This window comes from Amycolatopsis sp. WAC 04182 (assembly GCF_003947465.1).
In the GTDB taxonomy this organism is placed as follows: Bacteria; Actinomycetota; Actinomycetes; order Mycobacteriales; family Pseudonocardiaceae; genus Amycolatopsis.
Genome location: NZ_QHJJ01000010.1, coordinates 20,811 through 46,406, shown reverse-complemented (window position 1 = coordinate 46,406; position 25,596 = coordinate 20,811). Strand labels below are relative to the sequence as shown.

Genomic DNA, 25,596 nt, shown 5'->3' with positions numbered 1-25,596 from the left:
CACGCTCAGTGGACAATGGGGGAGTGAGTACAGAGCCCGAAACGGCGCCACCGTCGCCACCGCTGCCCAAGAAGCGCGTCGCCGTGGTGTTCACCGTCGCCGCGGTGCTGTGGGGGATCGACCTCCTCACCAAGCAGATCGCCGTGTCCACGCTGGAGGGTAGGCAGCCGGTCGAGTTCCTCGGCGGGCTCGTGTACTTCCAGCTGGTGCGCAACCCCGGTGCCGCCTTCTCGATGGCGACCGGGCTGACCTGGGTGCTCGCGCTCGTCGCGATCGCCGTCGTGATCGCCATCGTCTGGCTGTCCCGGCGGCTGCGCTCGGTCGGCTGGGCGATCGGCCTCGGCCTGGTGCTGGCGGGCGCGCTCGGTAACCTGACCGACCGGATCTTCCGCGCGCCCGGCCCGCTGCAAGGGCACGTGGTCGACATGATCTCCGCGTTCGCGCCGAACGGCCAGGGCTGGGCGATCTTCAACGTCGCCGACTCCGCGATCTGCGTCGGCGGCGTGCTCATCGTGATCCTCTCCTTGCTGGGCAAGGACTACGACGGAACGTCCACAAAGGACAAGAAGAAGGCGGCAAGCGAATGAGCGCGCGGATGTTGCCCGTTCCCGACGGGCTCGACGGTATGCGCGTCGACGCGGGGCTGGCGAAACTACTGGGACTTTCCCGCACGGTCGTGGCGGAACTGGCCGAATCCGGCGAGGTCCTGCTCGACGGCAGGCCCGCCGGGAAGTCGGACCGGCTGACCGCCGGCGGACTGCTCGAAGTGACGCTGCCCGATCCGGCCTCGGCCGTCGAGGTCGTCGCGGAACCCGTCGAGGGCATGAAGATCCTGCACGACGATGACGACATCGTGGTGATCTCGAAGCCGGTCGGCGTCGCCGTGCACCCGAGCCCCGGCTGGGCAGGGCCGACCGTCGTCGGCGGGCTCGCGGCCGCCGGGCTGCGCATCGCGACCTCGGGCGCCGCCGAACGCCAGGGCGTCGTGCACCGGCTGGACGCCGGCACCACCGGCGTGATGGTCGTGGCGAAGAGCGAGCACGCGTACACCGTGCTGAAGCGGGCGTTCAAGGAACGCACCGTCGACAAGGGCTACCACGCCATCGTGCAGGGCCACCCGGACCCGACGCGCGGCACCATCGACGCGCCGATCGACCGGCACCCCCGGCACGACTACAAGTTCGCCGTCGTTCAGGGCGGGCGGCCCAGTGTCACGCACTACGAGGTCGTCGAGGCCTTCCGCGCCGCGTCGCTGGCCCAGATCAAACTCGAGACCGGGCGCACGCACCAGATCCGCGTGCACTTCTCGGCGCTCAAGCACCCCTGCGTCGGCGACCTGACCTACGGCGCCGACCCGGTGCTGGCGCGCAAGCTCGGGCTCTCCCGGCAGTGGCTGCACGCGAAGACGCTCGGCTTCGCGCACCCGTCCGACGGGCGCTGGGTCGAGTTCGAGTCGGAGTACCCGGACGACCTGGCCAACGCGCTGCGGATCCTGCAGGACGAGAACTAGGCGCCGTTCCGCATTCAGTCCTCTGAATGCGGAACGGGCGTCAGTCGTCGATCGACCAGGTCAGCGTGCGCTCGTCCGGCTCGGGCCGCGGTGACCAGCGCACGGCGACCACGCGGGTTGCGTCCGGCAGCACGTAGACGGTGTGCCCGCCCAGGGTTTCCCCGGGCCGGACGCCGATCTTGTGCGGCGGCCGCGAGGTCAGCGAGACCGGCGCCTTCGTGATCGGCTTGCCGTCCGCGGTGAGCAGTTCGAGGTAGTTGTCCGGGAGCGACACGAACGGGATGTTCCCGCGGTTCGTGATCTCGGTGTGCACCACGACCGACCGTTCCCCGGCTTCCAGCGAGTAGCCCGCGGCGCTGAACAGGTAGTCCGCCGGGTCCTGGACCTCCAGCAGCTGGACGGTGAGCTGCTCGCCCTCCAGGCCCTGGGTCTCCATCACGTCACCGGTCCGGCCTTTCTTGCCTTCCGGCGCGGCCTGCGGCGTGACCTGCTGTTCGTCGCCGCGTGCCCAGGACGCGGTCTGCGGGACGCCCCAGGTGCTCATCACGGGATCGGCGGGCGCCATCGGTGGCGGCGCGAACTGCTGCTGCGGCGGGGCGGGCGGGCGCGGAGGCGGCGCCATCGGCTGGCGTACCGGGGCCGACGGCGGGCCGGGGTAACGGCCCGACGGCGTGCCGTGCACGTTGTACGCGCCCGAAGGCGTCCCTTGGACGTTGTACGGACCCGAGGGCGTGCCCTGGATGTTGTGCGGACCGGAGTGGCCCGGCGGACGCTGAGGCTGCTGGGGCTGCGGAGGCTGCTGGGCCCAGGAGGGCGGAGCCCCGGCGATGGCGGCCCGTAGCCCGTTCGGGTCGCTCTCCACGCCGACGAGCAGCGGCAACCCGCTGCCGGAAAGGGCGACCAGGCGGTACGCGACCTCACGCGGGTCCATCCCGACCTTGGCCGCGAGTTCGTGTACGGCCGCCTTGCCCAGGTCCGCGAGGGCGGCGAGCAGGCGGATGTCCACGGGATCGGTCACGGCCACGTCCGGGAACGCTACCGTCTCGCCCTCGGCGCCGCGGGGAGAGGCCGCCCGAGCGCGGCAAAACCCGGCTTCGGTAGTACGCGGTCTCCATTAGGGTCGGGTTACCGCCTCCATCGACCTCTGGGGAAAGAAAACATGAGCGAAGTCTCCGCCCTCGCCGACGAGTTCGTCGAAGCCCTCTTCGACGCCGAGCCGGTCATGCCCGCTTTGCAGGGCTTCCGCCCGGAATCGACCGGGCTCAGCGATCTCAGCGAGGCCGCCGGGGACGCCTTCCGCGCGCGGCTGGCCGGGCTCGCCGAGCGGGCCGAGGCACTCGCCGTCGACGGTTTGAGCGCGGAGGAGAAGACCACCCGTGACGTCCTGATCGCGATGGCGCGGGCGAGGATCGCGCTGCTGGACTCGCGGTTCGTCGAGTTCACCGTCAGTGACCTGTTCATCTCGCCCGCCGCCGAGGTGCTCACCGTGCTGCCGATGATGTCGGTCGGGACGGGCGCGCAGGCCGAGGCGCATCTGGGGCGGATCGCCGCGATCCCGGAGTACCTGCGGCAGGCGGCGCAGCGGCACCGTGACGGCGTCGCGCGCGGGCTGGTCCCGGTCGCGTATCTCGTCGACGCCGCCGTCGCCTACCTCGACCGGCACCTCGCCGAGCCGTCGGCCGATCCGCTGCTGCGTCAGCCCGCGCCCGACGAGGACTTCGAGACCCGCCGCGCCGACCTGCTGCGTGACGTCGTCCGGCCCGCGATCGCCGAGTACCGCGAGGTGCTCGCGAAGGAGATCGCGCCGCACGGCCGCCCCGAGGACAAGCCCGGCGTCTGCTGGCTGCCCGATGGCGAGCGCATCTACGCCCTGCTCGCCGAGATGCACACGACGACCGACCGCACCCCGCGTGAGCTGCACCAGACCGGGCTCGACGTGATCGCGGGCCTCGCCGCCGAGTACCGCGAGTACGGCTCGCGGGTCTTCGGCACCAGCGACCTCCAGGAGATCTTCACCAAGCTCCGCTCCGACCCGGCCCTGCGCTGGTCCGGTGCCGACGAGATGCTCGACTCCGCCCGCGCGGCCATCACCAGGGCCGAGGCCGAGGCGCCGAAGTGGTTCGGCCGGATCCCGCCGCAGCCGTGGACGGTCGAGCCGGTTCCCGCCGAATCCGCGCCCGGCGCGCCCGCCGCGTACTACATGTGGCCCGCGGTCGACGGCTCCCGGCCAGGGATCTACTTCGCCAACACCCACAAGGCCGAGGAGCGGTTCCGGCACGCGGCCGAGGCGACGGCGTTCCACGAGGCCATTCCCGGCCACCACTTCCAGCTGAGCCTCGCGCAGGGGCTCACCGAGCTCCCGCTGCTGCGCCGCATCGGCGACTTCACCGCGTACGCCGAGGGCTGGGGCCTGTACACCGAGCGCCTCGCCGACGAGATGGGCCTGTACTCCGACGACGTCGCGAAGCTCGGCATGCTGACCATGGATTCGATGCGCGCCGGACGGCTCGTCGTCGACACCGGCCTGCACGCGCTGGGCTGGAGCCGCCGCCAGGCCATCGACTTCCTCGCCGAGAACACGCCGATGGCGCCGGTGGAGATCGAGTCCGAAGTGGACCGGTACATCGCGTTCCCCGGCCAGGCGCTGTCGTACATGGTGGGACGGCTGGAGATCCAGCGCATCCGGGCCGAGGCCGAGCTGACGCTGGGCAGCCGGTTCGACATCAAGGCCTTCCACGACGTCGTGCTCGGCGGCGGCGCGCTGCCGCTCTCGGTGCTGGACGGCGTCGTCCGCGACTGGGTCGCCGGCCACGGCGACACCCCGAACGGTCTCGCCGACGAGCTGATGGAGCTCAAGTTCGAGGAGCTCCCGCTGTGGCGCTCGTTGCTCGGGCTCCCCGGCGACGAAGGCGCGCTGCCCGATCCGAGCGCGGAGGCCGCGGCCGCGCAGCGCGCGACGGCGGTCGCCATCGCCGAGCGCGCCGAAGCCCTGGACACCGAAGGGCTTTCCCAGGCCGAGGCGGTCACCCGCGAGGTCGTGATCCAGCAGGCGAAGGCGATGGTCGACGTCGTCGACGCCCGTGCCGCCGAGTTCTCGGTCAGCGACGGGCTGGCGTCGCCGGCGCTGTTCATGCTGAACGAGCTCTCGGTGCTGTCGCTGAACGACGAGGAAAAGGTCCGCGGTTACCTGAAGCGGCTGGAAGGCATGGGCGCCTATCTGGACGCCCTGATCGTGCGCCAGCGCGCGGCGGCGGCCGACGGGCTGGTCCCGCCCGGCTTCCTCGTCGAAGGCGGGATCGCTTACGTGGAGCGTTATCTCGGTGACGAGGCGGGGGATCCGCTGGCGCTCACCGCGTCCGTTTCCGTGGAGGGCTACGAAACCGAACGCGACCGGCTGCTGGCCGCAGTCGTGCGGCCCGCCTACCGGCGGTACCGCGACTTCCTCGCCGACGAGCTGCGTCCCGTGGCGAAGCCCGAAACCGAGCCGGGTCTCTGCGCGCTCCCTGGTGGGCAGGAGAAGTACGCCGCGCTGATCCGGGCGCACACGTCCACCGAGCGCACCGCGCGGGAACTGCACGACACCGGCCTCGACATGATCGCGAAACTGGCCGACCAGTACCGCGAGCTGGGCGAGAAGATCTTCGGCACCAAGGATCTCGAGGAGATCTTCGAGCGGCTGCGCACCGACCCCGCCCTGCGCTGGCGGGACGGCGACGAACTGCTCGACGCCGCGCGTGACGCCATCACCCGCGCCGAAGCCGTCGCCCCGCGGTGGTTCTCGACCGTGCCCGAGGAGCGGTGCCAGGTCGAGCCGGTCCCGCCGGCGGAAGCGCCCGGCGGCACGCTGGCGTACTACATCGAGGCGTCGCTCGACGGTTCGCGGCCTGGCACCTACTACGCGAACACCCACGAGGCCGAGCAGCGCCCGAAGCACACGAGCGAGGCGATCGCCTTCCACGAAGCCGTTCCGGGGCACCACTTCCAGATCTGCATCGCGCACAAGCTCAAGGGCCTGCCGATGTTGCGCGGGCACGCCGACGTCAACGCCTACGTCGAGGGCTGGGGGCTCTACTCGGAGCGTCTCGCCGACGAGATGGGCCTGTACTCCAGCGACCTGACCAGGTTCGGCATGCTCACCCAGGATTCGATGCGCGCCGGACGGCTCGTCGTCGACACCGGGATGCACGCGCTCGGCTGGAGCCGTCAGCAGGCCGTCGACTATCTGGCCGAGAACACGCCCATGGCCAGGGTGGAGATCGAGGCCGAGATCGACCGCTACGCCGCCGTTCCGGGGCAGGCGCTGTCGTACATGGTGGGACGGCTCGAGATCGAGCGGATCCGTGCCGAGGCCGAGGCCGCGCTCGGCGACCGGTTCGACATCAAGGGCTTCCACGAGGTCGTGCTGAGCAACGGGATCCTGCCGCTGCGGGTGCTGGACGACGTGGTGAAGGCGTGGGTGGCCGCCCAGGACCTCGCCGTCTAAGCTAAGCGAACGCTCAGTAACTTACGAGGGAGATGCCGATGAGGATCGGGACCGCGATCAGCTACGCCGGTGGTTTCGCCGACAGCGTGGCGGACATCGTCGAGCTGGAGAAGGCCGGGCTGGACATCGTCTTCGTCCCCGAGGCCTACTCGTTCGACGCGGTCAGCCAGCTCGGCTACGTCGCGGCGAAGACCGAACGGGTCCAGATCGCCTCGGGCATCTTCCAGATCTACACGCGGACGCCGACGCTGACCGCGATGACCGCCGCCGGGCTGGACTTCGTCTCCGACGGCCGGTTCACGCTCGGCATCGGCGCGTCGGGTCCGCAGGTCATCGAGGGTTTCCACGGCGTGAAGTACGACGCGCCGCTGGGCAGGACCCGCGAGATCATCGACATCTGCCGTCAGGTGTGGCGGCGGGAGAAGGTGGTGCACTCCGGCACGCACTACTCGATCCCGCTGCCACCCGAGCAGGGCACGGGCCTCGGCAAACCGCTGAAGCTGATCAACCACCCGGTGCGCGAGCGGATCCCGATCCTGCTGGCCTCGATCGGCCCGAAGAACGTCGCGCTCACCGCCGAACTCGCCGAGGGCTGGGAGCCGATCTTCTTCCACCCCGAGAAGGCCGCCGAGGTCTGGGGCGCGTCGCTGGCCGAGGGCAAGGCGAAGCGCGACCCGTCGCTGGGCGAGCTGGACACCTTCGTCGGCACCGCGCTGGCGATCGGTGACGACGTCGAAGGGCTGCTCGACCACCTGCGCGGCATGCTGGCGCTGTACATCGGCGGCATGGGCGCGCGCGGCAAGAACTTCTACAACAGTCTCGCTCAGCGGTACGGCTACGAGGCCGAAGCGAAGCTCATCCAGGACCTCTACCTGGACGGCAAGAAGGACGAGGCCGCCGCGGCGGTGCCGAAGGAGCTGATCAGGGCGATCTCGCTGATCGGGCCGGAGGGCTACGTCAAGGAGCGCCTCGCCGCCTTCCGCGAGGCCGGTGCGACCACGCTGGTGGTCAACCCGTTGCTGCCCGGTCGTGAGGCCCGCGTCGCGCAGGTTTCAAAGCTGCGCGAACTCGTCGATTAGACGCACAGGGGAGGCGAACCTCTCACCTGTATCGATCCGGTATACTTGACCTGCGCCGGTGTACCCCCTTCGTGGTCAAAAAGCAGCCTCCCGGTGGAAAGAGAACGTAAACCACGCCTGAACGGCCGGAAAATCCGCCATTATCAGGAGTGAAAGCGAGACCTCGGGGGAATACGTTCGCGACGAAGGTGAGGTGCCTCGCGTGCGCAAGCAGATCGGCGAGCCGTCCGCCGCGGTCCTGGACGTCGGGTCGTTCAGTGCGCGGCTGGTGGTTCTGGCCAAGGGCGGTTCGCCGCTCGACCCCGCGCTGAGCCACCAGACGCGGCTGCGGCTGGACCGGGAACTCGACGACGACGGGAATCTGACCCGGCGCGGTATCGACGCGGTGTCGTCCGCGGTCGAGGCGGGGATGACGACGGCCGCCAAGCACGGCGTCGAGGACGTGTACCCGCTCGCCACCTCGTCGATCCGCGACGCGGGCAACGTCAAGCAGGTCGTCCGCGACGTCCAGAAGGCCACCGGGGTCAAACTGCGGTTCCTCACCGGCCGCCGCGAGGCCGAACTGGCCTACGTCGGCGCGCGCCGGTGGTACGGCGCTTCCGCCGGCGGGCTGCTGGTGCTCGACATCGGCGGCGGGACCGTCGAGCTCGCCGCCGGGGACGGCGAGGAGGCCGGATTCGCGCACTCCCTGCCCCTCGGCGCCCGGTCACTGACCCGGGACTGGTTCGCCACCGAGTGCCCGTCGCCCAAGGTCGTGCGGGCGATGCGGGAACACGTGCTCGACGAGGTCCGCGACGCTATGCAGGACGTCCTCCCGCAGATCCGCGACCACCGCGCCGTCGGCTGCTCCAAGGTGCTGCGGCAGCTCGCCCGGCTCGCCGGAGACCGGCCGTCCCGCTCCCGGGAACTGCACCTCGACGACCTCCGCGCCTGGATCCCGCGGCTGGCGAAGCTGCCCGCCAAACGCCGCGCCGAACTGCCGGGCATCTCGCGGCAGCGCTCCCACCAGGCCCTCGCGGGCGCGATCGTCGCCGAGGCGCTGCTGACGCTGGCCGGTGGACAGGTCGCCATCTGCCCGTGGTCCACCAGGGACGGGCTGCTGCTCGGCATGCTCGACGGGCTGGTCACGCGGGAAGGCGAACCGGCGAAAGCCGCCTGAAGACTGGCGCATCCGGCCGCGAGCGGGTACCCCGGACACATGAGGGAAAGCAAGAAGAGCTTCGGGCAGGACGACGAAGAAGACCTCGACGACCTCCGCGGGATCCAGCCGAAGACCGACGTGCCCAGCGCGCCCGACCCCGATGTCGGCCCGCACGGCACCAAGGAGGTCGACGGCGTGCCGGGCAGCGGCGAAGTGCCGGTCGAACCCCCGGACTGAGCGATCACCCGTCCTTCGGCTGCCTCCGCGCCGGTGCGCGGCCCGCGGGCTGCACCGGCGCCGGGCCCGGCTCGATCGCCGGGATCGGCAGCCGCACCGGCTCGGCGGTCACCGTGAACGTCTCGCCGTGGTGCACCAGTTCCAGCGGTGACCCGGTGATCACGTGGTACGTCGCGCCCTCGCCGTCGATCTCGACCTGGAATCGCGTGCCGCGGAAGGTCAGCCGGAACGCGATGCGCCGGAGTTGCGGCGGCAGCCTCGGCGCGAAGCTCAACCGGCCGCCGTAGTCGCGCAGCCCGCCGAAACCGGCGACGGTGCCCTGCCACGCGCCCGCCAGCGACGCCAGGTGCAGCCCGTTGCGGACGTTGTTGTGCACGTCGTGCAGGTCGGTGAGCGCCGCCTCGGCGAGGTAGTCGTAAGCCAGTTCGAGATGCCCGACCTCGGCCGCCACCACCGCCTGCGTTCCCGCCGACAGCGAGGAGTCCCGCACGGTCCGCGCCTCGTAGTAGGCGAAGTCGCGCGCCTTTTCCTCGGGGGTGAAGGAATCCCCGCACAGATGCAGCGCGAGCACGAGGTCCGCCTGCTTGACCACCTGCTTGCGGTAGAGGTCGAAGTACGGGTAGTTCAGCAGCAGCGGGTAGAAATCCGGGTCCGTCGCCTCGAAATCCCACTCGTCGTGCTCCAGGAACCCTTCGGACTGCGGGTGTACGCCGAGATCCTCGTCGTAGGGCACCAGCATCGCGTCGGCCGCCTCGCGCCACAACGCGACCTCGTCCGCGCCGACCTCGAACCGCCGGGCGACGTCATCGTGCTGGCCGACGATTTCGGCTGCGTAGAACAGGTTCCGGCGGGCCATGAGGTTCGTGTAGACGTTGTTGTCCGCCACCGCGGAGTACTCGTCCGGTCCGGTGACGCCGTCGATCCGGAACCGGCCCCGCCGGTCGAAATGCCCCAGTGACAACCACAAGCGCGCGGTTTCGAGGAGCAGTTCCGCGCCGCATGTCCGCATGAACTCGTCGTCGCCGGTGGCGTTGAGATAGCGCACGACCGCGTCGGAGATGTCCGCGCTGACGTGGAACGCCGCCGTGCCCGCCGGCCAGTACGCCGAACACTCCGCGCCGTTGATGGACCGCCAGGGGAACGCGGCGCCGCGCAAACCCAGTTGTGCCGCCCTTTCCCGTGCCTTGTCCAAAGTGGAGTGACGCCAGCGCAGTGCGTCGCGCGCGGCGTCCGGGATGCTGTAGGTGAGCACGGGCAGGACGAAGGTCTCGGTGTCCCAGAAGGCGTGCCCGTCGTAGCCGGGGCCGGTCAGTCCCTTGCCCGCCAGCGCCCTCGTCTCACCGCGGGCCCCGGCCTGCAGGAGGTGGAAGAGCGCGAACCGCACGGCCTGCTGCAGTTCCGGGTCGCCCTCGATCTCGATGTCCGAGGTCTCCCAGAAGTCGTCGAGGAACTCCTTCTGCTCGGCGAGCAATCCCTTCCAGCCGGTCTGCCGGGCCCCCGCCAGCGCGGCCTCGACCTGCGCGCGCACGGCGGGCACCGAACGCTGCGCGGACCAGCCGTAGGCGAGGAACTTCGTGATCCGCAGCCGTCCGCCCTGGGGCACGTCGACGGCGATGGTGAGCCGCGCCAGATCGTCCTCGGCCTCGATATGCGTGCGCACGCCGTCGGAGACGTCGATCTTGTGGTCCATCGCGGCGGCCATCCGCAAACCGGATCGCCGGGTCTGGTGCACCAGCACCGCGTGATACGCCTCCGCGTGGTGGTATTCCCCGATCAGCGGTGACTCCAGCGCCGCCGCGACCCGCGGGTCGCGCGTGTCGGACTCGATCGGTTCGTTCGCCAGGAGATCCGACTGCACCACCAGCTGGAGCTCGTCGTCGAGCGGTTCGACCTCGTACCTGATCGCCGCGACGGCCCGCTGGGTGAAGGAGACCAGGCGTTCGGTCTTCACCCGGACGCGGCGGCCGGTCGGCGAAGACCAGACGGTGTCCCGCGCGAGGGTGCCCTTCCGGAAGTCGAGCACGCGGTCGTGTTCGGTCGCCTGGCCGTACCGCATGTCGAGCGGTTCGTCCTCGACGAGCAGCCGGATGACCTTGCCGTCGGTCACGTTGACGACGGTCTGGCCCTCTTCGGGATAGCCGTAACCCGTTTCCGCGTAAGGAAGATCGTGCTGTTCGTAGAAGCCGTTCAGGTAGGTGCCCGGAAGGCCGCGCGGCTCGGCCTCCTCCAGTGTGCCGCGCAGGCCGATGTGCCCGTTGGACACCGCGAACGCCGATTCGGTGCGCTGCAACGCGTCGACGTCCATTCCGTGCCAGCGCAGCTCCCAGGGCGCGACCTCGTAGCCGCGGAGAAGCGATTCGGTCACTTGCGGTCCTCCAGGAGTTCGGCGAGGTCCTCCACCACGACGTCGGCGCCGTGCGCGAGCAGTTCGCCCGCCTGATGCGCGCGGTTCACCCCGACCACGTAACCGAAACCGCCGTCCTTACCCGCCTGCACGCCCGCGAGGGCGTCCTCGAAGACGGCCGCGTTCGCCGGGGCGACACCGAACGCCTCGGCGCCGGCGAGGAACGAATCGGGGGCGGGTTTGCCGCGCAGGTTCCGCTCGGTGATCACGATCCCGTCGATCCGCGCTTCGACGAACTTGGTCAGGTCGGCGGCGTCGAGCACCTTCGCGCCGTTGGCCGACGAGGTGACGACGCCGATGCGCAGCCCCGCCGCCTTCGCCGCCTCCAGGTACCGGACGGAACCCGGGTACGGAGTCACGCCCTCGTCCTCGATGATCTTCAGCACCAGCTGGTTCTTCCGGTTGCCGATCCCGTTGACGGTGGCGGACGCGATGTCGTCGTCCGGGCTGCCTTCGGGCAGTTCGATCCCGCGCGAGGTGAGGAACGTGCGGACGCCGTCGGCCCTCGGCCGTCCGTCGACGTAGGCCGCGTAATCGTTGTCGGTGAACGGCGAGAACGCGTCACCGTCGCGGGCGCGCAGGAACTCGTCGAAGGTGCGTTTCCACGCTTCGCGATGCTGGGCCGCGGTTCCGGTCAGCACGCCGTCGAGGTCGAAGAGACAGGCCGTGATGGTGTCGGGCAGACCGATCATGTCTGGCCACGCTACCCGCGCTCGCCGGTGCTCGCTCGGCTTCGTCAGGCGGCCCGGAGCACGAGCGCGACATGCCGCGCGGCCCGGTCCAGTGCGTCGGACGACCGGTGTACCCGGCTGACCAGCAGGGCTCCTTCGAGGTTGTTCATGATGGCCGTGGCGATGTCTTCGGGGTCCTTGACATCCTTGACATCGCTGAGGAGTTCGACGAGCAGCGTGTGCCAGGCGGCGAACGCGTCCTGACACGCCTTGGTGATCGCAGGCGAGGCGTGTGCCATCTCCAGGGTGATCGTGGCGAGCGGGCAGCCGCCGCGGTAGTCGTCGGCCGCCAGCGCCTCGCCCGCCTTGCGATACCACCAGGCCACGGCGTCCTCGACGGTCTCGTTGCGCTGGAAAGCACGGCGGACCGTCTTCGCCACGACGGCGGTGCCGAGCCCGATCGCGGCGACCGCGAGTTGTTCCTTGCCGCCGGGGAAATGGTGGTACGCCGACCCCCACGGCGTCCCGGCCTGCTCCACCAGCCGCCGCCACGAGGTCGCCTGGTAGCCCTCGCGGCGGAAGAGCGTCATCGCGGTCGAGATCATCCGCTCGCGAGTGGTGGTGTCGGACACGTCGCTCAGCATAGCCCTTGACTATGACGACCGTCTTAGGAAAGCCTAGGACGATCGTCTTAGGAGGCGGCCATGACCACCGATGTCACCGGGCAGACCAGGCAGAAGACCGTGACCTGGCAGGATCCGCTGCCCACCGCCCGGCTCGGCCGGGAACTGTCCGGGCTCGACTACTTGACCGGTATCGCCGAGGGCAGGATCCCGCCGGCGCCGATCTCGGCCCATTTCGGCATGCGCTGGGTGAGCGTGGCCGAAGGCGACGTCGTGATCGCCGCGACGCCGGACGAGTCGCTGTACAACCCGATCGGGACCGTGCACGGCGGGGTCGCGGCGACCCTGCTGGATTCGGCGGTGGCGTGCGCGGTGCACTCGACCCTGCCCGCCGGTGTCGGCTACACGTCGGTGGAACTGAAGGTGAACTACCTGCGCGCCATTTCCGGCTCGGTGGGGGAGATCCGCGCGCACGGCTGGGTCGTGAAGGCCGGTTCGCGCGTCGCGTTCGCCGAGGGCGACATCCGCGACGGGCAGGGCAAAGTGCTCGCGACGGCGTCGAGCACCTGCCTGATCATCAAGCCCTAGAACATTTTCGCGCCGGGCGGCACCGGCTGCTTGACGTCCCAGTGCTCCACGATGAGCCCGTCCGCCACGCGCACGATGTCGACGACGGCCGTCCCGGATTCTTCGCCGGGCGGGACCACGTGCAGGTGCACGACGACGTGATCCTCGTCCGCGATCACGCGTTTCACCGAGACGTCGGCGCCCGCCATCGGCGAAGTCCGCATCGCTTCCACGAAAGCGTCACGGCCGGAGGGGAATCCCGGGCTGTGCGTGACGAAGTCCGGGTGCACGTTCACCCCGGCGGCGGCGAAGTCCCTGTGCACGAACAGGTTCTCGAAGCAGTCGAGGACGATCTTCTTGGCTGTGGTCATAGGAACATCGTCCCCGCACTGTCGATTACCGCGGAGGTAAAGGCTTGCCTATGGAGGGGTTCCGGTCAGCGGGCCTGCGGAACGTCCGGCCCCAGGACGCACTGTGTGGATTTCGGTGCGTTGGATGACCAGAAATCCACACGGTCCCGCGTGACCGGACCGGTCACGACGGCCAGACCGCCGGTGACGCGAGGGGTGTGTGGAAATAGGGACGTTGAACGTCCCTATTTCCACACACCCCTCACCCGCGGTAACGCTCACGCCCCATCAACCACGTCGAGTGATCGCACGGGGTGAAGACTCGGTCCCTCGGCGACCGAACGCGAGTACCACCCGGGCCTAGGCCGCGCCCACCTTGCGTTCGAAGACCAGGCCCTCGGCGGCGCGCAAGCCGACGCTGATCGCGCCGGTCAGCACCCCGTCGTCGCCCAGTTCGCCTTGGACGACCGAGGGGACCAGGGGAGTGAACGAGCGCAGGGCGCGGTCGATCGGGTCGAGCAGCAGATCGGCCGCGGTGCCGATCCCGCCGCCGAGCACGATCAGTTCGGGATCGATCACCGCCGCCACCGACGCCACGGTGTACGCGAGCCTGTCGGCCTCCGCCTCGACGGCGCGCAGGGCGAGTTCGTCGCCGTCGCGGGCGAGGCGGAAGACCTCGCGGGCCGATTTCGCCGTGCCGAGGCCGAGTTCCCGTGCGCCGCGGACGACGGACTGCGCCGCCGTCGCCTCTTCGAGGTGGCCGCGGACCGGCGGGGAGTCCTCGCCCTCGCCTGGTGCGTGCGACTGGCCGTACGGCAGGTAGCCGATCTCGCCCGCCGCGCCCGTCGCGCCGCGGAAGACCTGGCCGTCGACCATCACGCCCATGCCGACGCCGGTGCCGATGGTGATGCAGCCGAACACCGACGCGCCGCGCGCCGCGCCGCGTTCCCACTCGCCGACGGCGGTGAGGTTCGCGTCGTTCTCGACCATGAGGTCCGGGCCGAGGACGGCTTCGAGTTCGTCGAGCAGGCCGGCCTTGCCCCAGCCGGGCAGGTTCGGCGCGTGCCGGAAGCAGCGTTTGTCCGGGTCGGCGACGCCGGGGGAGCCGAGGACCCGCACGACGATGTCGGCCTGGGACAGTCCCGCTTCGCGCACGGTCGCCGCCGCGAGGGCGCCCACCGCGCTGACGAGCGCGGTGCCCGAACGCGAGGTGTTCCGCTCGTCACGGCGGGCGACCACGGTGTGGCCGAGATCCGAGACGGCGACACGGAGATGCTCGCGTCCGATGTCGACACCGAGGACGTAGCCCGCCGTGGGATCCGCTTCGTAGAGGACGGCGGACCGGCCGGTGCCGGTCGAGGTGTGCCCGGTCGCCCTGGCGAGACCGGCCGCTTCGAGCGCCAGTAACGCTTGGCTCACCGTGGGTTTCGAAAGTCCGGTGTCCTTCGCGACCTGCGGCCGTGTCGCCGGGCCGCTGCGGCGCAGGAGGTCCAGCACGGCGCGCTGATTGATCTTCCGCATCCCGGCGGGGGTGCCGACGGGTGGGTTTTCTGCGCCAACCACGAGCTTCGCCTCCTGTCGAACCAAGGTGTTCCACCAAAGTTATCCGGGTCCGGCCCGAAATGGGCAAGAAGGTTTACATTCGGTGGTCCCAGGCGAACGATAAACGTGCCCGCGTCGCGAATCGCGCACGCCGCGCGCGAAAACCCGTGATTCACCCGGTATCCGGGCGCGTGCTCCCAGTGACCGGTAATGGTCTAGACCAAGCGGTCAAGCGACGTGACGGCTCGCCGGGCGCCGGAAACCCCTGTGCTGACGGGGCCGTTCGGGGACCTCGCCGGTCTCATGGTCCATTTCGGTGCTGCGGGAATCCGGGTAGCCGGCCGTCGTCGCCGGGCTGGGGCGGTTGCGCAGCCGGTGCTGCCGGTTCACCACGTACAGCAGCAGCAGTCCGGCGACGACCAACCCGTGGGTGAGCACGCGCCCCGCGGTGACCTGTCCGGTGACGAGGTCGCCCGCCGACAACGCCAGGAGGAGCGCGACGAAACCGGTCAGCGCGGGCAGCTGCCCGGACGCCGCCTTCGTGCGGACGGCCGCCCAGCCGAGCCCGACACCGACGGCGAGGTTCCACGCGCTGCTTTCGTGGGCGAGGTGCCCGATCAGGGATTCCGTGCCGTGCCCGGCGGTGTGGTCTTCGACGCCCAGCAGCTGGGCGAAGGCGAGACCGAGCTGCGCGATCGCGACCAGTGCGAGTGCGATCCTGGCGGGCCAGCCCTCGCTCGGCGGGGCGGGCGTGCGTTCGAGGATGACGGCGGTGAGGTCCGGGACCGGGGGAGCGGGCCGCAGCGCCATCGCCCGGTGCATCCTTTCGGCGCGCGAGAGCCACGACCGGCAGGCGGGGCAGCCCGCCACGTGCCGGTCGACCACCTCGGGCGGGGCGGGTTCGGTTTCGCCGTCGAGCCGGGCCGACAGGGCCTCGCGGCAGGTCTCGCACTTCACGTCTCACTTGTCGGGCGCGGGCCTGCCCCGGTTCCCGGGACGCTGCTACGTTTCCCGTATGGCCGGGCCGCGCAACCACGACGACGAGCGGGTGACCGAGCTCGCTCTCGCCGCCGCCCGCGGCGACCGGCGGGCGCTCGAGGACTGGGTGCGTGCCACCCAGGCCGACGTCTGGCGTTTCGTCGCGCACCTCGCCGACGTCGGCGCCGCGGACGATCTCACCCAGGAGACGTACCTGCGCGCGTTCGGCAGCCTGCGGCGGTTCGCCGGCCGGTCCTCTTCGCGGACCTGGCTCCTGTCGATCGCGCGCCGCGTCGTCGTCGACCGCATCCGGGCCGCTTCGGCGCGCCCGAAGCTCGCCGATGTCGACTGGGAGGCCACGGCCGAACGGCGTGGCGCCCGTCAGGCGGAGGGCGTCGCCGGTTTCGAGGACCTGGTGGAGCTGCGGATGCTGCTCGACGGGCTCGACCCGGAGCGGCGCGAGGTCCTCGTCCTCACCCAGGTGCTGGGGCTTTCGTACGCCGAGGCCGCCGAGATCTGCGGCTGCCCGGTCGGCACCGTGCGTTCGCGTGTCGCGCGTGCCCGCGAGGACCTGCTCGAAGCGGGCCGGGAGCGCGACTCCATTTAGCCCCTCGCTGTGGCGCGCCACACATTCGGGGCCGTTCGCTGTCACCTCGTCACACAGATGGGGCGACCCGACTACTGCGCGTTGACTAGGCCGAATGCCGATGCCTAGCGTGTCGCCATCCGACCCCAGGCCGCGCGAGGGTCCCCGCCTTCTCCGCGCGCTCTCGAAGGGATCTTCCCGATGGCCAGTCCCACCACTGGAACCCCAGGCGAGGCTCCGGACTCCGGCGGCCTCGGCCGTCGCCGGTTCCTGAGCTTCCTCGTCGCCGCGCCCACGCTCACGATCGCCACGAAGATCGGCATCGACACCGTCGCGCCCGAAGAGGCCGAAGCCGTCATCCCGACGCCGCCCGGCCCGGCCGAGATCCTCGACCTCGGCGACGTGCTGATCTTGTCGAACGCCCCCACCGCCGGCCTTCTCGTCCTCGAAGTCCGCGAAGACGGCCGCGTGCGGCTGGAGCTGCCGCGGACCGAGGTCGGCCAGGGCATCACCACGGCGAACGCGATGCTGGTCGCCGAGGAGATGGACCTGCCGCTCGACCGCGTCGACGTCGTCCTCTCCGACGCCCGCTCCGAACTGCTGTTCAACCAGCTGACCGGCGGTTCCAACACGATGCGCTCGCTCTACACCCCGGTGCGGACCGCTGCCGCCGCCGCGCGCGCCCGCTTGGTCGCGGCCGCCGCCCGTCAGTGGGGCGCCGATGCCGCCCGTCTGTCCACAAGGGATGGTGCGGTGATCGCGCCCGACGGCCGCCGGGCGGGCTACGGCGCGCTCGCCAAACCCGCCGCCCGCGCCGATCTCGGCAAGCTCACCGCCACCCCGAAGGCGGAGTCCGCGCACAAACTGGTCGGCACGCCGCAATCGCGCAAGGACGCCCGCGCGATGGTCACCGGGCAACTCCAGTACACGCTGGACCTGGACATCCCCGGCGCGAAGCCGGTCATGGTCCGCCGCCCGCCGACGATCAACGGCACGGTCAAGCAGGTCAACAACGAGGCCGCCGTCCGCGCGATGCCCGGCGTCATCGACGTCGCCGTGATCAAGACCGGGGTCGCGGTGCTTGCCGAGACCTTCGGCCAGGCGCTCGACGGCAAGAACGCCCTCGACGTCACCTGGAACGGCGGCACCGTCGACGGCGAGAACAACGCGACGATCAAGAAGAAGCTGCAGGCCGCCGCGCTGCCGTTCGTCGTGCCGCCGCTGCTGACCCAGTACGTCGACGGCGAGTTCGACTTCGCCTTCGCCAGCCACGCCCCGCTGGAGACCAACTCGGCCGTCGCCGACGTCCGGGAGGACAGCGCGACCATCTGGTCCGGGATGAAGGTCCCGATCCTCGCGAAGCAGAACATCGCGCAGGAACTCGGCCTGCCGGAGAACAAGGTCACCGTGCACGTCCAGCAGGCGGGCGGTTCCTTCGGCCGACGGCTGTTCTCCGACGGCGCCATCGAGGCCGCGCGCGCGTCCAAGGCGTTCAAGCGGCCGGTGCGGCTGATGTGGAGCCGTATCGACGACATGCGCCACGGCCGCGCCCGGGCCGCGAGCCACCACAAGATCCGCGCCACCTTCGCGCTCGGCCAGGTGCTCACCTTCGAGCACCGTGTCGCCAGCGTGGAAACCGACTGGAGCCACGGGCTCGGCGAGGTCCTGACCGCTTTCGCCGCGGAACTGCCGGTCGGCGGCAACCTGAGCTTCGCGCAGACGGTGTTCCTGCTGACGGTGAAGTCGCCGTACAACTTCGGCGTCACCACACAGCTGCTCAACGAGGTCCCGGTCGACTTCCACACCGGTGCCTGGCGATCGGTGTACTCCGCGAGCACGCGCGGCGCGGAAGAGATCATGGTCGACGAGATCGCCGCGAAACTCGGCAAGGACCCGGTCGAGTTCCGGCGCGAGTTCATCAAGAACGACCGGCAGCGCGCGGTGCTGGACAAGGTCGCCGAACTCGGCGAGTGGGGCAAGAAGATGCCCAAGGGCTTCGCGCAGGGTGTCGCCGTGCACGGCGAGTACAAGTCGTACACCGCCTGCCTCGTCGAAATGGACGCCCGGGACCCGAAGAAACCGCGCGTCACCAAGGCGACCATCGCCGTCGACGTCGGCAAGCCGATCAACCCCCGCGGGATCGAGGCGCAGATGCTCGGCGGCCTGACCGACGGCATCGCCACGACGCTGACCGCGGGTCTGCACATCGACAAGGGGCTGCCGCTGGAGGGCAGCTACTCGCAGTTCCACTACGCGCGGCAGAAGAACTCGCCGACGGACGTCAAGATCCACGTGATGCCGGAGACGGGCGAGATCGGCGGCGCCGGGGAACTCGGCGTGCCCGCGCCGGTCGGCGCGATCGGGAATGCCTACGCGCGGGCGACCGGCATCAAGCCGCGGAGCTTCCCGATCAACTTCCCGATCGACTTCGACCCCTTCCCCCGCTGACCTCCAGGAGTTTTCGATGCCCAACTACACCTTCACGGTGAACGGGAAGACCGTCACCGTCGACGCGCCCGCGGATCTGCCCATGCTGTGGGCGCTGCGGGACAAGCTCGGCGTCCGCGGCCCGAAGTACGGCTGCGGGATCAACGTCTGCAAGGCCTGCACCAGCCACCTCGACGGTGAGGCGTTCAACCCGTGCGTGACGCCGGTGTCCGACTGCTCGGGCAAGGAGGTCACCACGATCGAAGGCCTCGCCGACGGTGACGACCTGCACCCGGTGCAGGAAGCCTGGCTGGAGCAGGACGTCGCGCAGTGCGGCTACTGTCAGCCGGGGCAGATCATGGCGGCGGTGGCGCTGCTGAAGAAGACGAAGAACCCGACCGACGCCGAGATCGATGCGATCCAGAACGTCTGCCGGTGCGGCACCTACTTCCGGATCCGCGAAGCCATCAAGAGCGCGGCCGCGAAGCTGTGAAAACCCGCTGGTGCGGTGGAAATCCCGATTTTCCGCCGCACCGGCGGTGCCACCCGGCTTCGACAGGCCACCTCCGGGCAAGTCGTGTTAGATGACGTCCCCAGGGACTCGACGAGGAGTCCCTGCCCCGGAGGACGTCCATGCACTACCGAACGGTGCTCCGCGAAGGTTCGGCCGCCGTCGTCGCCGAACTGGCCGTGGAGGTCGAAAAGCAGCTGCCGGCGCTCATCGACAGCACTGTCGGGCAGATCCGTGCCGAGATGCCGGTGTACCGCGACGCGCAGTTCGTCAGCCTCGCCGAACTGCGGACGTCAGTGCGGAACAACCTCGAGTTCGTCATGCGGACCCTGCGCGGCACGGAGGAACCCGACCTCACTCAGGCCAGGGCGACCGGGCGCGCCCGCGCGCTGCAGGGCGCGCCGCTGCCGGAACTGCTGCGGGCCTACCGGATCGGGCTCACCGAGGTGTGGAACCGGTTCGTCGACCTGACCGCTTCGAGCGAGCACCAGGATCTCCGCGGCCTCGTCGCCGCGACGTCGGCGATCTGGGCGCTGATCGACGACTACGCCGAGGCGCTGACGACGACGTACCGCGACACCACCGCCGAAGTCATGCTGGCGCACCAAAGCAGGCGTTCCGCGTTGGTCGAGGCGCTGTTCGCCGGCGGCGCGGCCACCGAGGGCACGCTGTGGGACATCGCGCGCGTGCTGGAACTCTCGCTCGACGGGACGTATGTGGTCGTCGCCGCCGAGACCCCGCGCGTCGGGCACGAACCGTTGCCCCAGATCGAAAACCGGCTCCGCGAACGGCATCACGCATCCGCCTGGCGGCTCACCCCTGACCTGCAGGTGGGGGTGGTCTCGATGCGGGATCCGGTGGCCTCCCAGGTGATCATCGAGCTGCTGCGGGAGAACCAGACCGGCCGGATCGGGGTCAGCCCGGTGTTCACCGGCCTCGGCAACACCTCCCGCGCACTGCATCTCGCCCGCGTCGCGCTCTCCAGCCTGATGCCGGGCTCGACGGGAATGGTGCAGTTCAACGAATCCCCGCTGGCCGGTCTCGTCGCCAGCGCGCCCGAGGCGTCGGTTCAGCTCGCGCACCACGTGCTGCGGCCGATCCTGGACCTGCCCGGCGACGACCGGAACGTGCTCCTGCTGACGTTGCGGGCGTGGTTCGAATGCCAGGGTTCCACGAAACTGACGTCCGAGCGGATGTTCTGTCACCCCAACACGATCCGGCACCGGCTGAAGCGGATTTCGGAGGAACTGGGCCGTTCGCTGACCGATCCGGCCGACATCGCCGAACTCGGCGCCGCCCTGAGGGCGCTCCACCTGTTCCCGGACACCTCGCATCTGCCCTCGCCGAGGGACCCGCTGCGCTAGGTTCGCCGTATGGAACAGTTCGCCGTCGGCGGAGACCTGCCCGTACACCGTCTCGGTTTCGGCGCCATGCGCCTGCCGACCGAAGCCGGTCCCGCGCGTGAGGCGTCCATCGCCTTGGCGCGAAGGGCCGTGGAGCTCGGCATCACCCTGATCGACACCGCGCACCTGTACGGCGGCGGTGCCAACGAGGAACTCCTCGCGGAAGCGCTGTACCCGTACCCGGACGATCTGGTGATCACCACCAAGGTCGGCGTCGTGCGGACCGGCGACGACTGGAAGTACGACTCGCGGCCGGAATCGCTGCGGGTGCAGGTCGACGAGGGCCTGCGGCGGTTGCGAGTCGAGCGGATCGAGCTGCTGCAGTTGCACCGCCTCGACCCGGAAACCCCGCTGGCCGACCAGCTCGGCGCGCTACGAGACCTGCGTGACGAAGGCAAGATCGGCCGGATCGGGCTGTCCGAGGTCACCGTCGACGAACTCGCGCGGGCGCGGGAGATCGTGGACATCGCGAGCGTGCAGAACCGCTACAGCCTCCTGGACCGCTCGTACGAGGCGGTGCTGGACGCGTGCGAGGCGGCCGGGATCGCTTTCCTGCCTTGGCGTCCGGTGCTCGGCGCCGCGTCTTCCGCCACCGCCGCGCTCACGGCCATCGCCGCGGAGCTCGGCGTGACCACGGCGCAGGTCGGGCTCGCGTGGCTGCTCGCGCGGTCGCCGGTGATACTGCCGATCCCGGGAACGGCGAGCATCGCGCACTTGGAGGAGAACTTCGCGGCGGGGGAGGTTGAGCTGACGGCTGAGCAGCTGAAGCGGCTTACGACGGCTTGACGGCCTCCACGAGCACTCGCCGCGAGTGCGCGACGAACTTCCCGTCGGTCTCGATCATCCGGTGGAGTTCCGCGAGCCGGTCGCGGTACTTCTCCACCTCGAACCCCGGCACGATCCAGATCACCTTCCGGAGGAAGTGCACCACCGCGGCGAGGTCGAAGAACTCCATCCGCAGTTTCGCCGGTTCGAGGCGTTCGACCCGCAGCCCGACGGCTTCCGCCTCGACGCGCAGCACGTCGGGCGTCCAGTCGCCGTAGTCCTGCGGGCCGAGGAAGAATTCCTTCAGCTCCCGCACGGTGCCGGCGCCGATCTGTTGCGACAGAAAGGTTCCGCCCGGACGAAGTACGCGGGCGATCTCCCGCCACGGGTTCGCGATCGGATGACGGCTGCTCACCAGATCGAAGGACTCGTCGGGAAAGGGCAAGGGCGCGTCGTACTCGGCCTCGACCACCTCGCCGCCCAGCGGCGCGAGGGTCCTCCGGGCGACCTCGACGTTCGGCGGCCAGCCCTCGGTGGCGGCGAGGACCGGCGGCGGTTTCGGGATGCCCGCGAGCACCTCGCCGCCGCCGGTCTGCAGGTCCAGCCCGGCGGCGGCCGTCGCCATCCGCTCGCCGAGCAGCCGTGAGTAGCCCCACGGCGGCCGTTCCTCCGTGGCCCGGCCCTCGAACCACGAGAAGTCCCAGCCTTCGACCGGGACGGCCTCTCCTTCGGCGAGCAGATCTTCGAACGTCATGTCCGCAGTCTCGGCTCTCCGGCCGAGTGGGGCAACGCGATTTCGGGTGCTATCCGGCGTCGGTCGAGCGCTTCCAGAGGTTGATGTCGGCCTCGGTGGCGTAGCGGTCGATCTCGGCCAGCTCCTCCTTGGTGAAGTGCAGGTTCTTCAGCGCGCCGACGTTGTCCTCCAGCTGGGCGACGCTGCTCGCGCCGATCAGCACCGACGTCATCCGCGGGTCGCGCAGGCCCCACGCGAGCGCGAGCTGGGCGAGCGTCTGCTCGCGCCGCTGGGCGATCTCGTTCAGCGCCCGGATCTTGCCTAGGGTGTTCTCGGTGATCGTGTCCGGGTTGAGCGACTTTCCTTGCGCCGCACGGGAATTCTCGGGAACGCCGTCGAGGTAGCGGCTGGTCAGCAGGCCCTGTGCCAGCGGCGAGAAAGCGATGCAGCCCGCGCCTTCGGCTTCGAGCGTGTCGAGCAGTTTGTCGCCTTCGAGCCAGCGGTTGAACATCGAGTACGACGGCTGGTGGATCAGCAACGGGGTGCCCAGTTCGCGCAGGAGCCGCGCGGCCTCGGCGGTCTTCTCCGACGAGTACGACGAGATGCCGACGTACAGCGCGCGCCCGGAACGGACGGCGGTGTCGAGCGCGCCGACCGTCTCTTCGAGCGGCGTCTCGGGGTCGAAGCGGTGCGAGTAGAAGATGTCGACGTAGTCCAGGCCCATCCTGCCGAGCGACTGGTCCAAAGAGGACAGCAGGTACTTGCGCGAGCCCCATTCGCCGTACGGGCCGGGCCACATGTCGTAGCCCGCCTTGGTCGAGATGACCAGTTCGTCGCGATAGGGCTTGAAATCCGAAGCCAGCAGCCTGCCGAAGTTCTCCTCGGCCGAACCGTAGGGCGGGCCGTAGTTGTTGGCGAGGTCGAAATGGGTGATGCCCAGGTCGAACGCGCGCCGCGCGATGTCCCGCTGGGTGCCCAACGGCTTGTCGTCGCCGAAGTTGTGCCACAGACCCAGCGAGATCGCGGGCAGCTTCAGTCCGCTGCGCCCGGTGCGGCGGTAGGGGATGCTCTCGTATCGGCCCTCGGCCGCGACATAGGTGCTCACCGGCCCGATGCTAGCCGCCGGAGGCGCGGGAGAAGAGGGTGGCGACGGTGCCGAGGTGATCTTTGAACGCCGAAGGGCTTTCGACCTCGAAGGGCGCGCCGATGGCGGCGAGGATCAGGACGGGCCAGTCGAAGGTGTCGACGTTCATCGTCAGACGGCAGGACGTCTCGTCGATCGCTTCGAGCGCGCCACCGAGGTACCGCACCGCCGACTCGACGCGGTCTTTCGGCGCCTCGACCCGGACTACGAGCGTATGCGTGGTCGGCCTGGCCTTGATCTGGGCTTCGACGAACTTGACCGCGTCGCCGCCGGGGATCTCGCGCGGCCGGTAACGGGCGCCGGTGGTGCGAGGGTCGCTGAGCCTGTCGACGCGGAAAGTGCGCCAATCCACCCTGTCGAGGTCCCACGCCACCAGATACCAGCGCCGTCCGAGCGAAACGAGCCGGTGCGGCTCGACCAGCCGCGCGGACTCCTCGCCGCCGCGCGCCGCGTAGTCGAACTTAAGCCGCTCGTCGTCCCGGCACGCCTGCGCGATCACCGTCAGGCTGGCCGCGTTGACCCGCGGACCCGTGACGGCCGCCGGCGTCGTGTACGCCTGGAGCGCGTCGACGCGCCTGCGCAGCCGGGGCGGCATCACCTGGACGACCTTCGTCAGCGCCCGGACCGACGTCTCCTCGATGCCCTCCACCGAACCGCTCGCCGCCGTCCGCAGGCCGACCGCGATCGCCACGGCCTCTTCGTCGTCCAGCAGCAGCGGCGGCATGACCGTGCCCGACCGCAGCTGATAGCCGCCCGCGACACCGCGGCTCGCGTTGACCGGATAGCCCAGCTCGCGCAGCCGCTCGACGTCGCGCCGCAGCGTCCGTTCGCTCACTTCGAGCTTGTCGCTCAGTTCGATCCCCGACCAGAAGCGGTGTGTCTGCAGCAGGGACAGCAACCGCAGCATCCGCGCGCTCGTATTCGCCATGAATCCAGGTTCGCTCCGATTCCGGTCAGAAAGTGGCCGGAATTGACTTTAGCGTTGCTCCCATGACGATGACACTGGACACCCCGAGCGGTGTGACCACGGAAAACGTGGAGAAGTCCTACCGCTGGCGCTGGCCCGCGCTGTTCGTGATCCTGACCGGTTCGGTGATGGAACTGCTCGACATGACGGTCACGAGCATCGCCGGGCCGGTCATGCGGGAGTCGCTCGGCGGCGGCACCGCGATGATCCAGTGGCTCGGCGTCGCCTACACCCTCGCGATGGTGTCCGGCCTGCTCACCGGCGGGCGGCTCGGCGACATCTTCGGCCGCAAACGCATGTTCCTGATCGGCGCGATCGGTTTCGTCGTCGGCTCGCTCTTCTGCGCGATCGCGGTGAACCCGGAAATGATCATCACCGCCCGGGTGGTGCAGGGCCTGTTCGGCGCCGCGATGGTCCCGCAGGGCCTCGGCATGATGAAGGAGATGTTCGCCGGAAAGGAGCTTCAGTCCGCGTTCGGCATGTTCGGCCCGGTGATGGGGCTCGCCGCGGTCGGTGGCCCGATCCTCGCGGGCTGGCTGGTCGACGCCGATTTCTTCGGCACCGGCTGGCGAATGATCTTCCTGATCAACTTGCCGATCGGCGCGCTGGCGGTGCTGGCCGCGATCAAGTTCCTTCCCGGGTCCCGGCCCGGCGGTTCGCTCAAACTCGACATCCCCGGCGCGCTGCTCGCCACGACCGGCGCGCTGCTGATCGTCTTCCCGCTGGTGCAGGGCCGCGAGTACGGCTGGCCGCTGTGGACGTTCGCGATGATGGCCGCGGCGGTCGTGGTGTTCGGCGTCTTCGCGTGGTTCGAGACGCGCAAGAGCCGTCGCGGCGGTGATCCGCTGGTCGAGCCCAGCCTGTTCCGCAAGCGCAGCTTCCTCGCCGGGATGGCGACCGGGACGATCTACTTCGCCGCGTTCTCCGGCTTCGGTCTCGTCTTCACGCTGTACCTGCAGCTCGGGCTCGGTTTCTCGCCGCTCAAGGCGGGGCTGACCGGCGTGCCGATGTCGCTGGGGATGATCGTCGGGATGGGCCTGGTGCAGGTGGTGCGCAAGCACGGCCGCAAGGTGCTGCACACCGGTGCGCTGATCATGACCGCCGGCGTGGTCGCGTTGCTGCTGCTCCTCGGTCCGGAGACGGGGCCGTGGCAGATCGCGCCCGCGTTGCTGGTGGTCGGGATCGGTTCCGGCCTGATCATGGGGCCGTACTTTGAGATCGCGCTGTCCGGAGTGGAACCGTCGGAGGCCGGGTCGGCGTCGGGCGCGCTGACGTCGCTCCAGCAGGTCGGCGGCGCGCTGGGTCTGGCGCTGCTGGGCACGGTGTTCTTCGACGCCGGAACCGCCGACCCGACCGACGCCGCCCAGCGGACGTTCTGGGTGGTCGCGGTGATGGTGCTGCTCACGTTCGCGGTCGGGTTCCTCCTGCCGAAGCGGATCCGCGACGTAGAGTCGGCCGGGTAGGCGATCGAGCTG

23 protein-coding genes are annotated in these 25,596 nt (G+C 70.0%); 13 read left to right on the top strand and 10 right to left on the bottom strand.

Annotation, left to right across the window (positions count from 1 at the left end; translation table 11 throughout):
- Nucleotides 1-23 precede the first annotated feature (23 nt).
- Both lspA and DMH01_RS39815 read left to right on the top strand, forming a co-directional pair.
- The gene (gene lspA / locus DMH01_RS39820) at nt 24-587 is read left to right on the top strand and encodes a signal peptidase II (protein ID WP_125684235.1); all 564 of its coding nucleotides are present in this window, start codon (nt 24-26) and stop codon (nt 585-587) included.
- Complete coding sequence (locus DMH01_RS39815; RefSeq protein WP_125684233.1) at nt 584-1,510, top strand: RluA family pseudouridine synthase; 927 nt, start codon at nt 584-586, stop codon at nt 1,508-1,510. Before lspA ends, DMH01_RS39815 begins: the two co-directional genes overlap by 4 nt.
- Nucleotides 1,511-1,550: 40 nt before the next feature.
- Here DMH01_RS39815 and DMH01_RS39810 read toward each other — a convergent pair whose 3' ends face one another.
- Nucleotides 1,551-2,534 carry an AsnC family protein gene (locus tag DMH01_RS39810; protein WP_125684231.1) on the bottom strand — a complete coding sequence of 328 codons (984 nt, stop codon included), beginning with the start codon at nt 2,532-2,534 and terminating at the stop codon, nt 1,551-1,553.
- 135 nt (nt 2,535-2,669) lie between these two features.
- Here DMH01_RS39810 and DMH01_RS39805 point away from each other — a divergent pair, with 135 nt between their 5' ends.
- From DMH01_RS39805 to DMH01_RS39790, 4 genes are all read left to right on the top strand, one after another.
- A complete protein-coding gene (locus tag DMH01_RS39805; RefSeq protein WP_125684228.1) occupies nt 2,670-5,993 on the top strand; it encodes a DUF885 family protein in 3,324 nt (1,107 codons plus the stop codon).
- 38 nt (nt 5,994-6,031) lie between these two features.
- Nucleotides 6,032-7,072 (top strand): LLM class F420-dependent oxidoreductase, encoded by a 1,041-nt coding sequence (locus DMH01_RS39800; protein WP_125684226.1) that lies wholly within the window; start codon nt 6,032-6,034, stop codon nt 7,070-7,072.
- A gap of 202 nt (nt 7,073-7,274) precedes the next feature.
- Entirely contained in the window at nt 7,275-8,231 is a 957-nt protein-coding gene (locus DMH01_RS39795; RefSeq protein ID WP_125684224.1) for a Ppx/GppA phosphatase family protein, read from the top strand.
- A gap of 39 nt (nt 8,232-8,270) precedes the next feature.
- The gene (locus tag DMH01_RS39790) at nt 8,271-8,450 is read left to right on the top strand and encodes a hypothetical protein (protein ID WP_125684222.1); all 180 of its coding nucleotides are present in this window, start codon (nt 8,271-8,273) and stop codon (nt 8,448-8,450) included.
- 4 nt (nt 8,451-8,454) lie between these two features.
- On the opposite strand, the gene DMH01_RS39785 is transcribed toward DMH01_RS39790, so the two are convergent.
- The 3 genes from DMH01_RS39785 to DMH01_RS39775 are packed head-to-tail and all read right to left on the bottom strand — an operon-like array spanning nt 8,455 to nt 12,157.
- A complete protein-coding gene (locus tag DMH01_RS39785; RefSeq protein ID WP_199745801.1) occupies nt 8,455-10,815 on the bottom strand; it encodes a glycoside hydrolase family 65 protein in 2,361 nt (786 codons plus the stop codon).
- Nucleotides 10,812-11,546: an HAD family phosphatase gene (locus DMH01_RS39780; RefSeq protein WP_125684220.1), complete on the bottom strand. Its 735-nt coding sequence runs from the start codon at nt 11,544-11,546 to the stop codon at nt 10,812-10,814. Before DMH01_RS39780 ends, DMH01_RS39785 begins: the two co-directional genes overlap by 4 nt.
- Nucleotides 11,547-11,590: 44 nt before the next feature.
- Entirely contained in the window at nt 11,591-12,157 is a 567-nt protein-coding gene (locus DMH01_RS39775; protein WP_233621857.1) for a TetR/AcrR family transcriptional regulator, read from the bottom strand.
- 72 nt (nt 12,158-12,229) lie between these two features.
- On the opposite strand from DMH01_RS39775, the gene DMH01_RS39770 reads away from it, so the two are divergent.
- Nucleotides 12,230-12,736 (top strand): PaaI family thioesterase, encoded by a 507-nt coding sequence (locus tag DMH01_RS39770; RefSeq protein ID WP_125684216.1) that lies wholly within the window; start codon nt 12,230-12,232, stop codon nt 12,734-12,736.
- Here the strand turns inward: DMH01_RS39770 and DMH01_RS39765 are convergent.
- The 3 genes from DMH01_RS39765 to DMH01_RS39755 all read right to left on the bottom strand — a co-directional run bounded on the left by DMH01_RS39765 (nt 12,733) and on the right by DMH01_RS39755 (nt 15,564).
- Nucleotides 12,733-13,086 (bottom strand): nuclear transport factor 2 family protein, encoded by a 354-nt coding sequence (locus DMH01_RS39765; RefSeq protein WP_125684214.1) that lies wholly within the window; start codon nt 13,084-13,086, stop codon nt 12,733-12,735. The two genes, DMH01_RS39770 and DMH01_RS39765, sit on opposite strands and share 4 nt — an antisense overlap.
- 339 nt (nt 13,087-13,425) lie before the next feature.
- Nucleotides 13,426-14,628 carry an ROK family protein gene (locus DMH01_RS39760; RefSeq protein ID WP_125684212.1) on the bottom strand — a complete coding sequence of 401 codons (1,203 nt, stop codon included), beginning with the start codon at nt 14,626-14,628 and terminating at the stop codon, nt 13,426-13,428.
- Nucleotides 14,629-14,835: 207 nt separating this feature from the next.
- Complete coding sequence (locus tag DMH01_RS39755) at nt 14,836-15,564, bottom strand: zf-HC2 domain-containing protein (protein WP_125684210.1); 729 nt, start codon at nt 15,562-15,564, stop codon at nt 14,836-14,838.
- 58 nt (nt 15,565-15,622) lie between these two features.
- Between DMH01_RS39755 and sigC the strand changes: the two genes are divergently transcribed.
- The 5 genes from sigC (at nt 15,623) to DMH01_RS39730 (ending at nt 21,298) form a co-directional block, all read left to right on the top strand.
- On the top strand, nt 15,623-16,192 hold the full coding sequence (sigC, locus tag DMH01_RS39750; RefSeq protein WP_034324554.1) for an RNA polymerase sigma factor SigC: 570 nt from the start codon (nt 15,623-15,625) through the stop codon (nt 16,190-16,192).
- Between the two features lie 180 nt (nt 16,193-16,372).
- Nucleotides 16,373-18,619 carry a xanthine dehydrogenase family protein molybdopterin-binding subunit gene (locus DMH01_RS39745; protein WP_125684208.1) on the top strand — a complete coding sequence of 749 codons (2,247 nt, stop codon included), beginning with the start codon at nt 16,373-16,375 and terminating at the stop codon, nt 18,617-18,619.
- Between the two features lie 16 nt (nt 18,620-18,635).
- Nucleotides 18,636-19,091, top strand: a complete 456-nt coding sequence (locus DMH01_RS39740) for a (2Fe-2S)-binding protein (protein ID WP_125684206.1) — start codon at nt 18,636-18,638, stop codon at nt 19,089-19,091.
- A gap of 140 nt (nt 19,092-19,231) precedes the next feature.
- Nucleotides 19,232-20,473: a CdaR family transcriptional regulator gene (locus tag DMH01_RS39735; protein ID WP_125684204.1), complete on the top strand. Its 1,242-nt coding sequence runs from the start codon at nt 19,232-19,234 to the stop codon at nt 20,471-20,473.
- Between the two features lie 9 nt (nt 20,474-20,482).
- Nucleotides 20,483-21,298, top strand: coding sequence for an aldo/keto reductase (locus DMH01_RS39730; protein ID WP_125684201.1), 816 nt, complete (start codon nt 20,483-20,485; stop codon nt 21,296-21,298).
- Here DMH01_RS39730 and DMH01_RS39725 read toward each other — a convergent pair.
- Genes DMH01_RS39725 through DMH01_RS39715 form a run of 3 tightly spaced genes read right to left on the bottom strand, consistent with a single transcriptional unit; the run spans nt 21,285 to nt 24,082 of the window.
- A complete protein-coding gene (locus DMH01_RS39725) occupies nt 21,285-22,031 on the bottom strand; it encodes a class I SAM-dependent methyltransferase (protein ID WP_125684199.1) in 747 nt (248 codons plus the stop codon). The two genes, DMH01_RS39730 and DMH01_RS39725, sit on opposite strands and share 14 nt — an antisense overlap.
- 49 nt (nt 22,032-22,080) lie before the next feature.
- Entirely contained in the window at nt 22,081-23,115 is a 1,035-nt protein-coding gene (mgrA, locus tag DMH01_RS39720) for an L-glyceraldehyde 3-phosphate reductase (RefSeq protein ID WP_125684198.1), read from the bottom strand.
- A 10-nt stretch (nt 23,116-23,125) separates the two neighbouring features.
- Nucleotides 23,126-24,082 (bottom strand): YafY family protein, encoded by a 957-nt coding sequence (locus DMH01_RS39715; RefSeq protein WP_233621856.1) that lies wholly within the window; start codon nt 24,080-24,082, stop codon nt 23,126-23,128.
- A gap of 62 nt (nt 24,083-24,144) precedes the next feature.
- Between DMH01_RS39715 and DMH01_RS39710 the strand changes: the two genes are divergently transcribed.
- Nucleotides 24,145-25,584, top strand: a complete 1,440-nt coding sequence (locus tag DMH01_RS39710; protein ID WP_125684196.1) for an MFS transporter — start codon at nt 24,145-24,147, stop codon at nt 25,582-25,584.
- The last annotated feature ends 12 nt before the right edge of the window (nt 25,585-25,596 follow it).

What these genes read in the sequence shown, in the direction of transcription:
- DMH01_RS39815 (WP_125684233.1), top strand. Translation starts at nt 584, where the DNA reads ATGAGCGCGCGGATGTTGCCCGTTCCCGACGGGCTCGACGGTATGCGC.
- DMH01_RS39805 (WP_125684228.1), top strand. Translation starts at nt 2,670, where the DNA reads ATGAGCGAAGTCTCCGCCCTCGCCGACGAGTTCGTCGAAGCCCTCTTC.
- DMH01_RS39800 (WP_125684226.1), top strand. Translation starts at nt 6,032, where the DNA reads ATGAGGATCGGGACCGCGATCAGCTACGCCGGTGGTTTCGCCGACAGC.
- DMH01_RS39790 (WP_125684222.1), top strand. Translation starts at nt 8,271, where the DNA reads ATGAGGGAAAGCAAGAAGAGCTTCGGGCAGGACGACGAAGAAGACCTC.
- DMH01_RS39780 (WP_125684220.1), bottom strand. Translation starts at nt 11,546, where the DNA reads ATGATCGGTCTGCCCGACACCATCACGGCCTGTCTCTTCGACCTCGAC.
- DMH01_RS39770 (WP_125684216.1), top strand. Translation starts at nt 12,230, where the DNA reads ATGACCACCGATGTCACCGGGCAGACCAGGCAGAAGACCGTGACCTGG.
- DMH01_RS39765 (WP_125684214.1), bottom strand. Translation starts at nt 13,086, where the DNA reads ATGACCACAGCCAAGAAGATCGTCCTCGACTGCTTCGAGAACCTGTTC.
- sigC (WP_034324554.1), top strand. Translation starts at nt 15,623, where the DNA reads ATGGCCGGGCCGCGCAACCACGACGACGAGCGGGTGACCGAGCTCGCT.
- DMH01_RS39745 (WP_125684208.1), top strand. Translation starts at nt 16,373, where the DNA reads ATGGCCAGTCCCACCACTGGAACCCCAGGCGAGGCTCCGGACTCCGGC.
- DMH01_RS39740 (WP_125684206.1), top strand. Translation starts at nt 18,636, where the DNA reads ATGCCCAACTACACCTTCACGGTGAACGGGAAGACCGTCACCGTCGAC.
- DMH01_RS39735 (WP_125684204.1), top strand. Translation starts at nt 19,232, where the DNA reads ATGCACTACCGAACGGTGCTCCGCGAAGGTTCGGCCGCCGTCGTCGCC.
- DMH01_RS39730 (WP_125684201.1), top strand. Translation starts at nt 20,483, where the DNA reads ATGGAACAGTTCGCCGTCGGCGGAGACCTGCCCGTACACCGTCTCGGT.
- DMH01_RS39725 (WP_125684199.1), bottom strand. Translation starts at nt 22,031, where the DNA reads ATGACGTTCGAAGATCTGCTCGCCGAAGGAGAGGCCGTCCCGGTCGAA.
- DMH01_RS39715 (WP_233621856.1), bottom strand. Translation starts at nt 24,082, where the DNA reads ATGGCGAATACGAGCGCGCGGATGCTGCGGTTGCTGTCCCTGCTGCAG.
- DMH01_RS39710 (WP_125684196.1), top strand. Translation starts at nt 24,145, where the DNA reads ATGACGATGACACTGGACACCCCGAGCGGTGTGACCACGGAAAACGTG.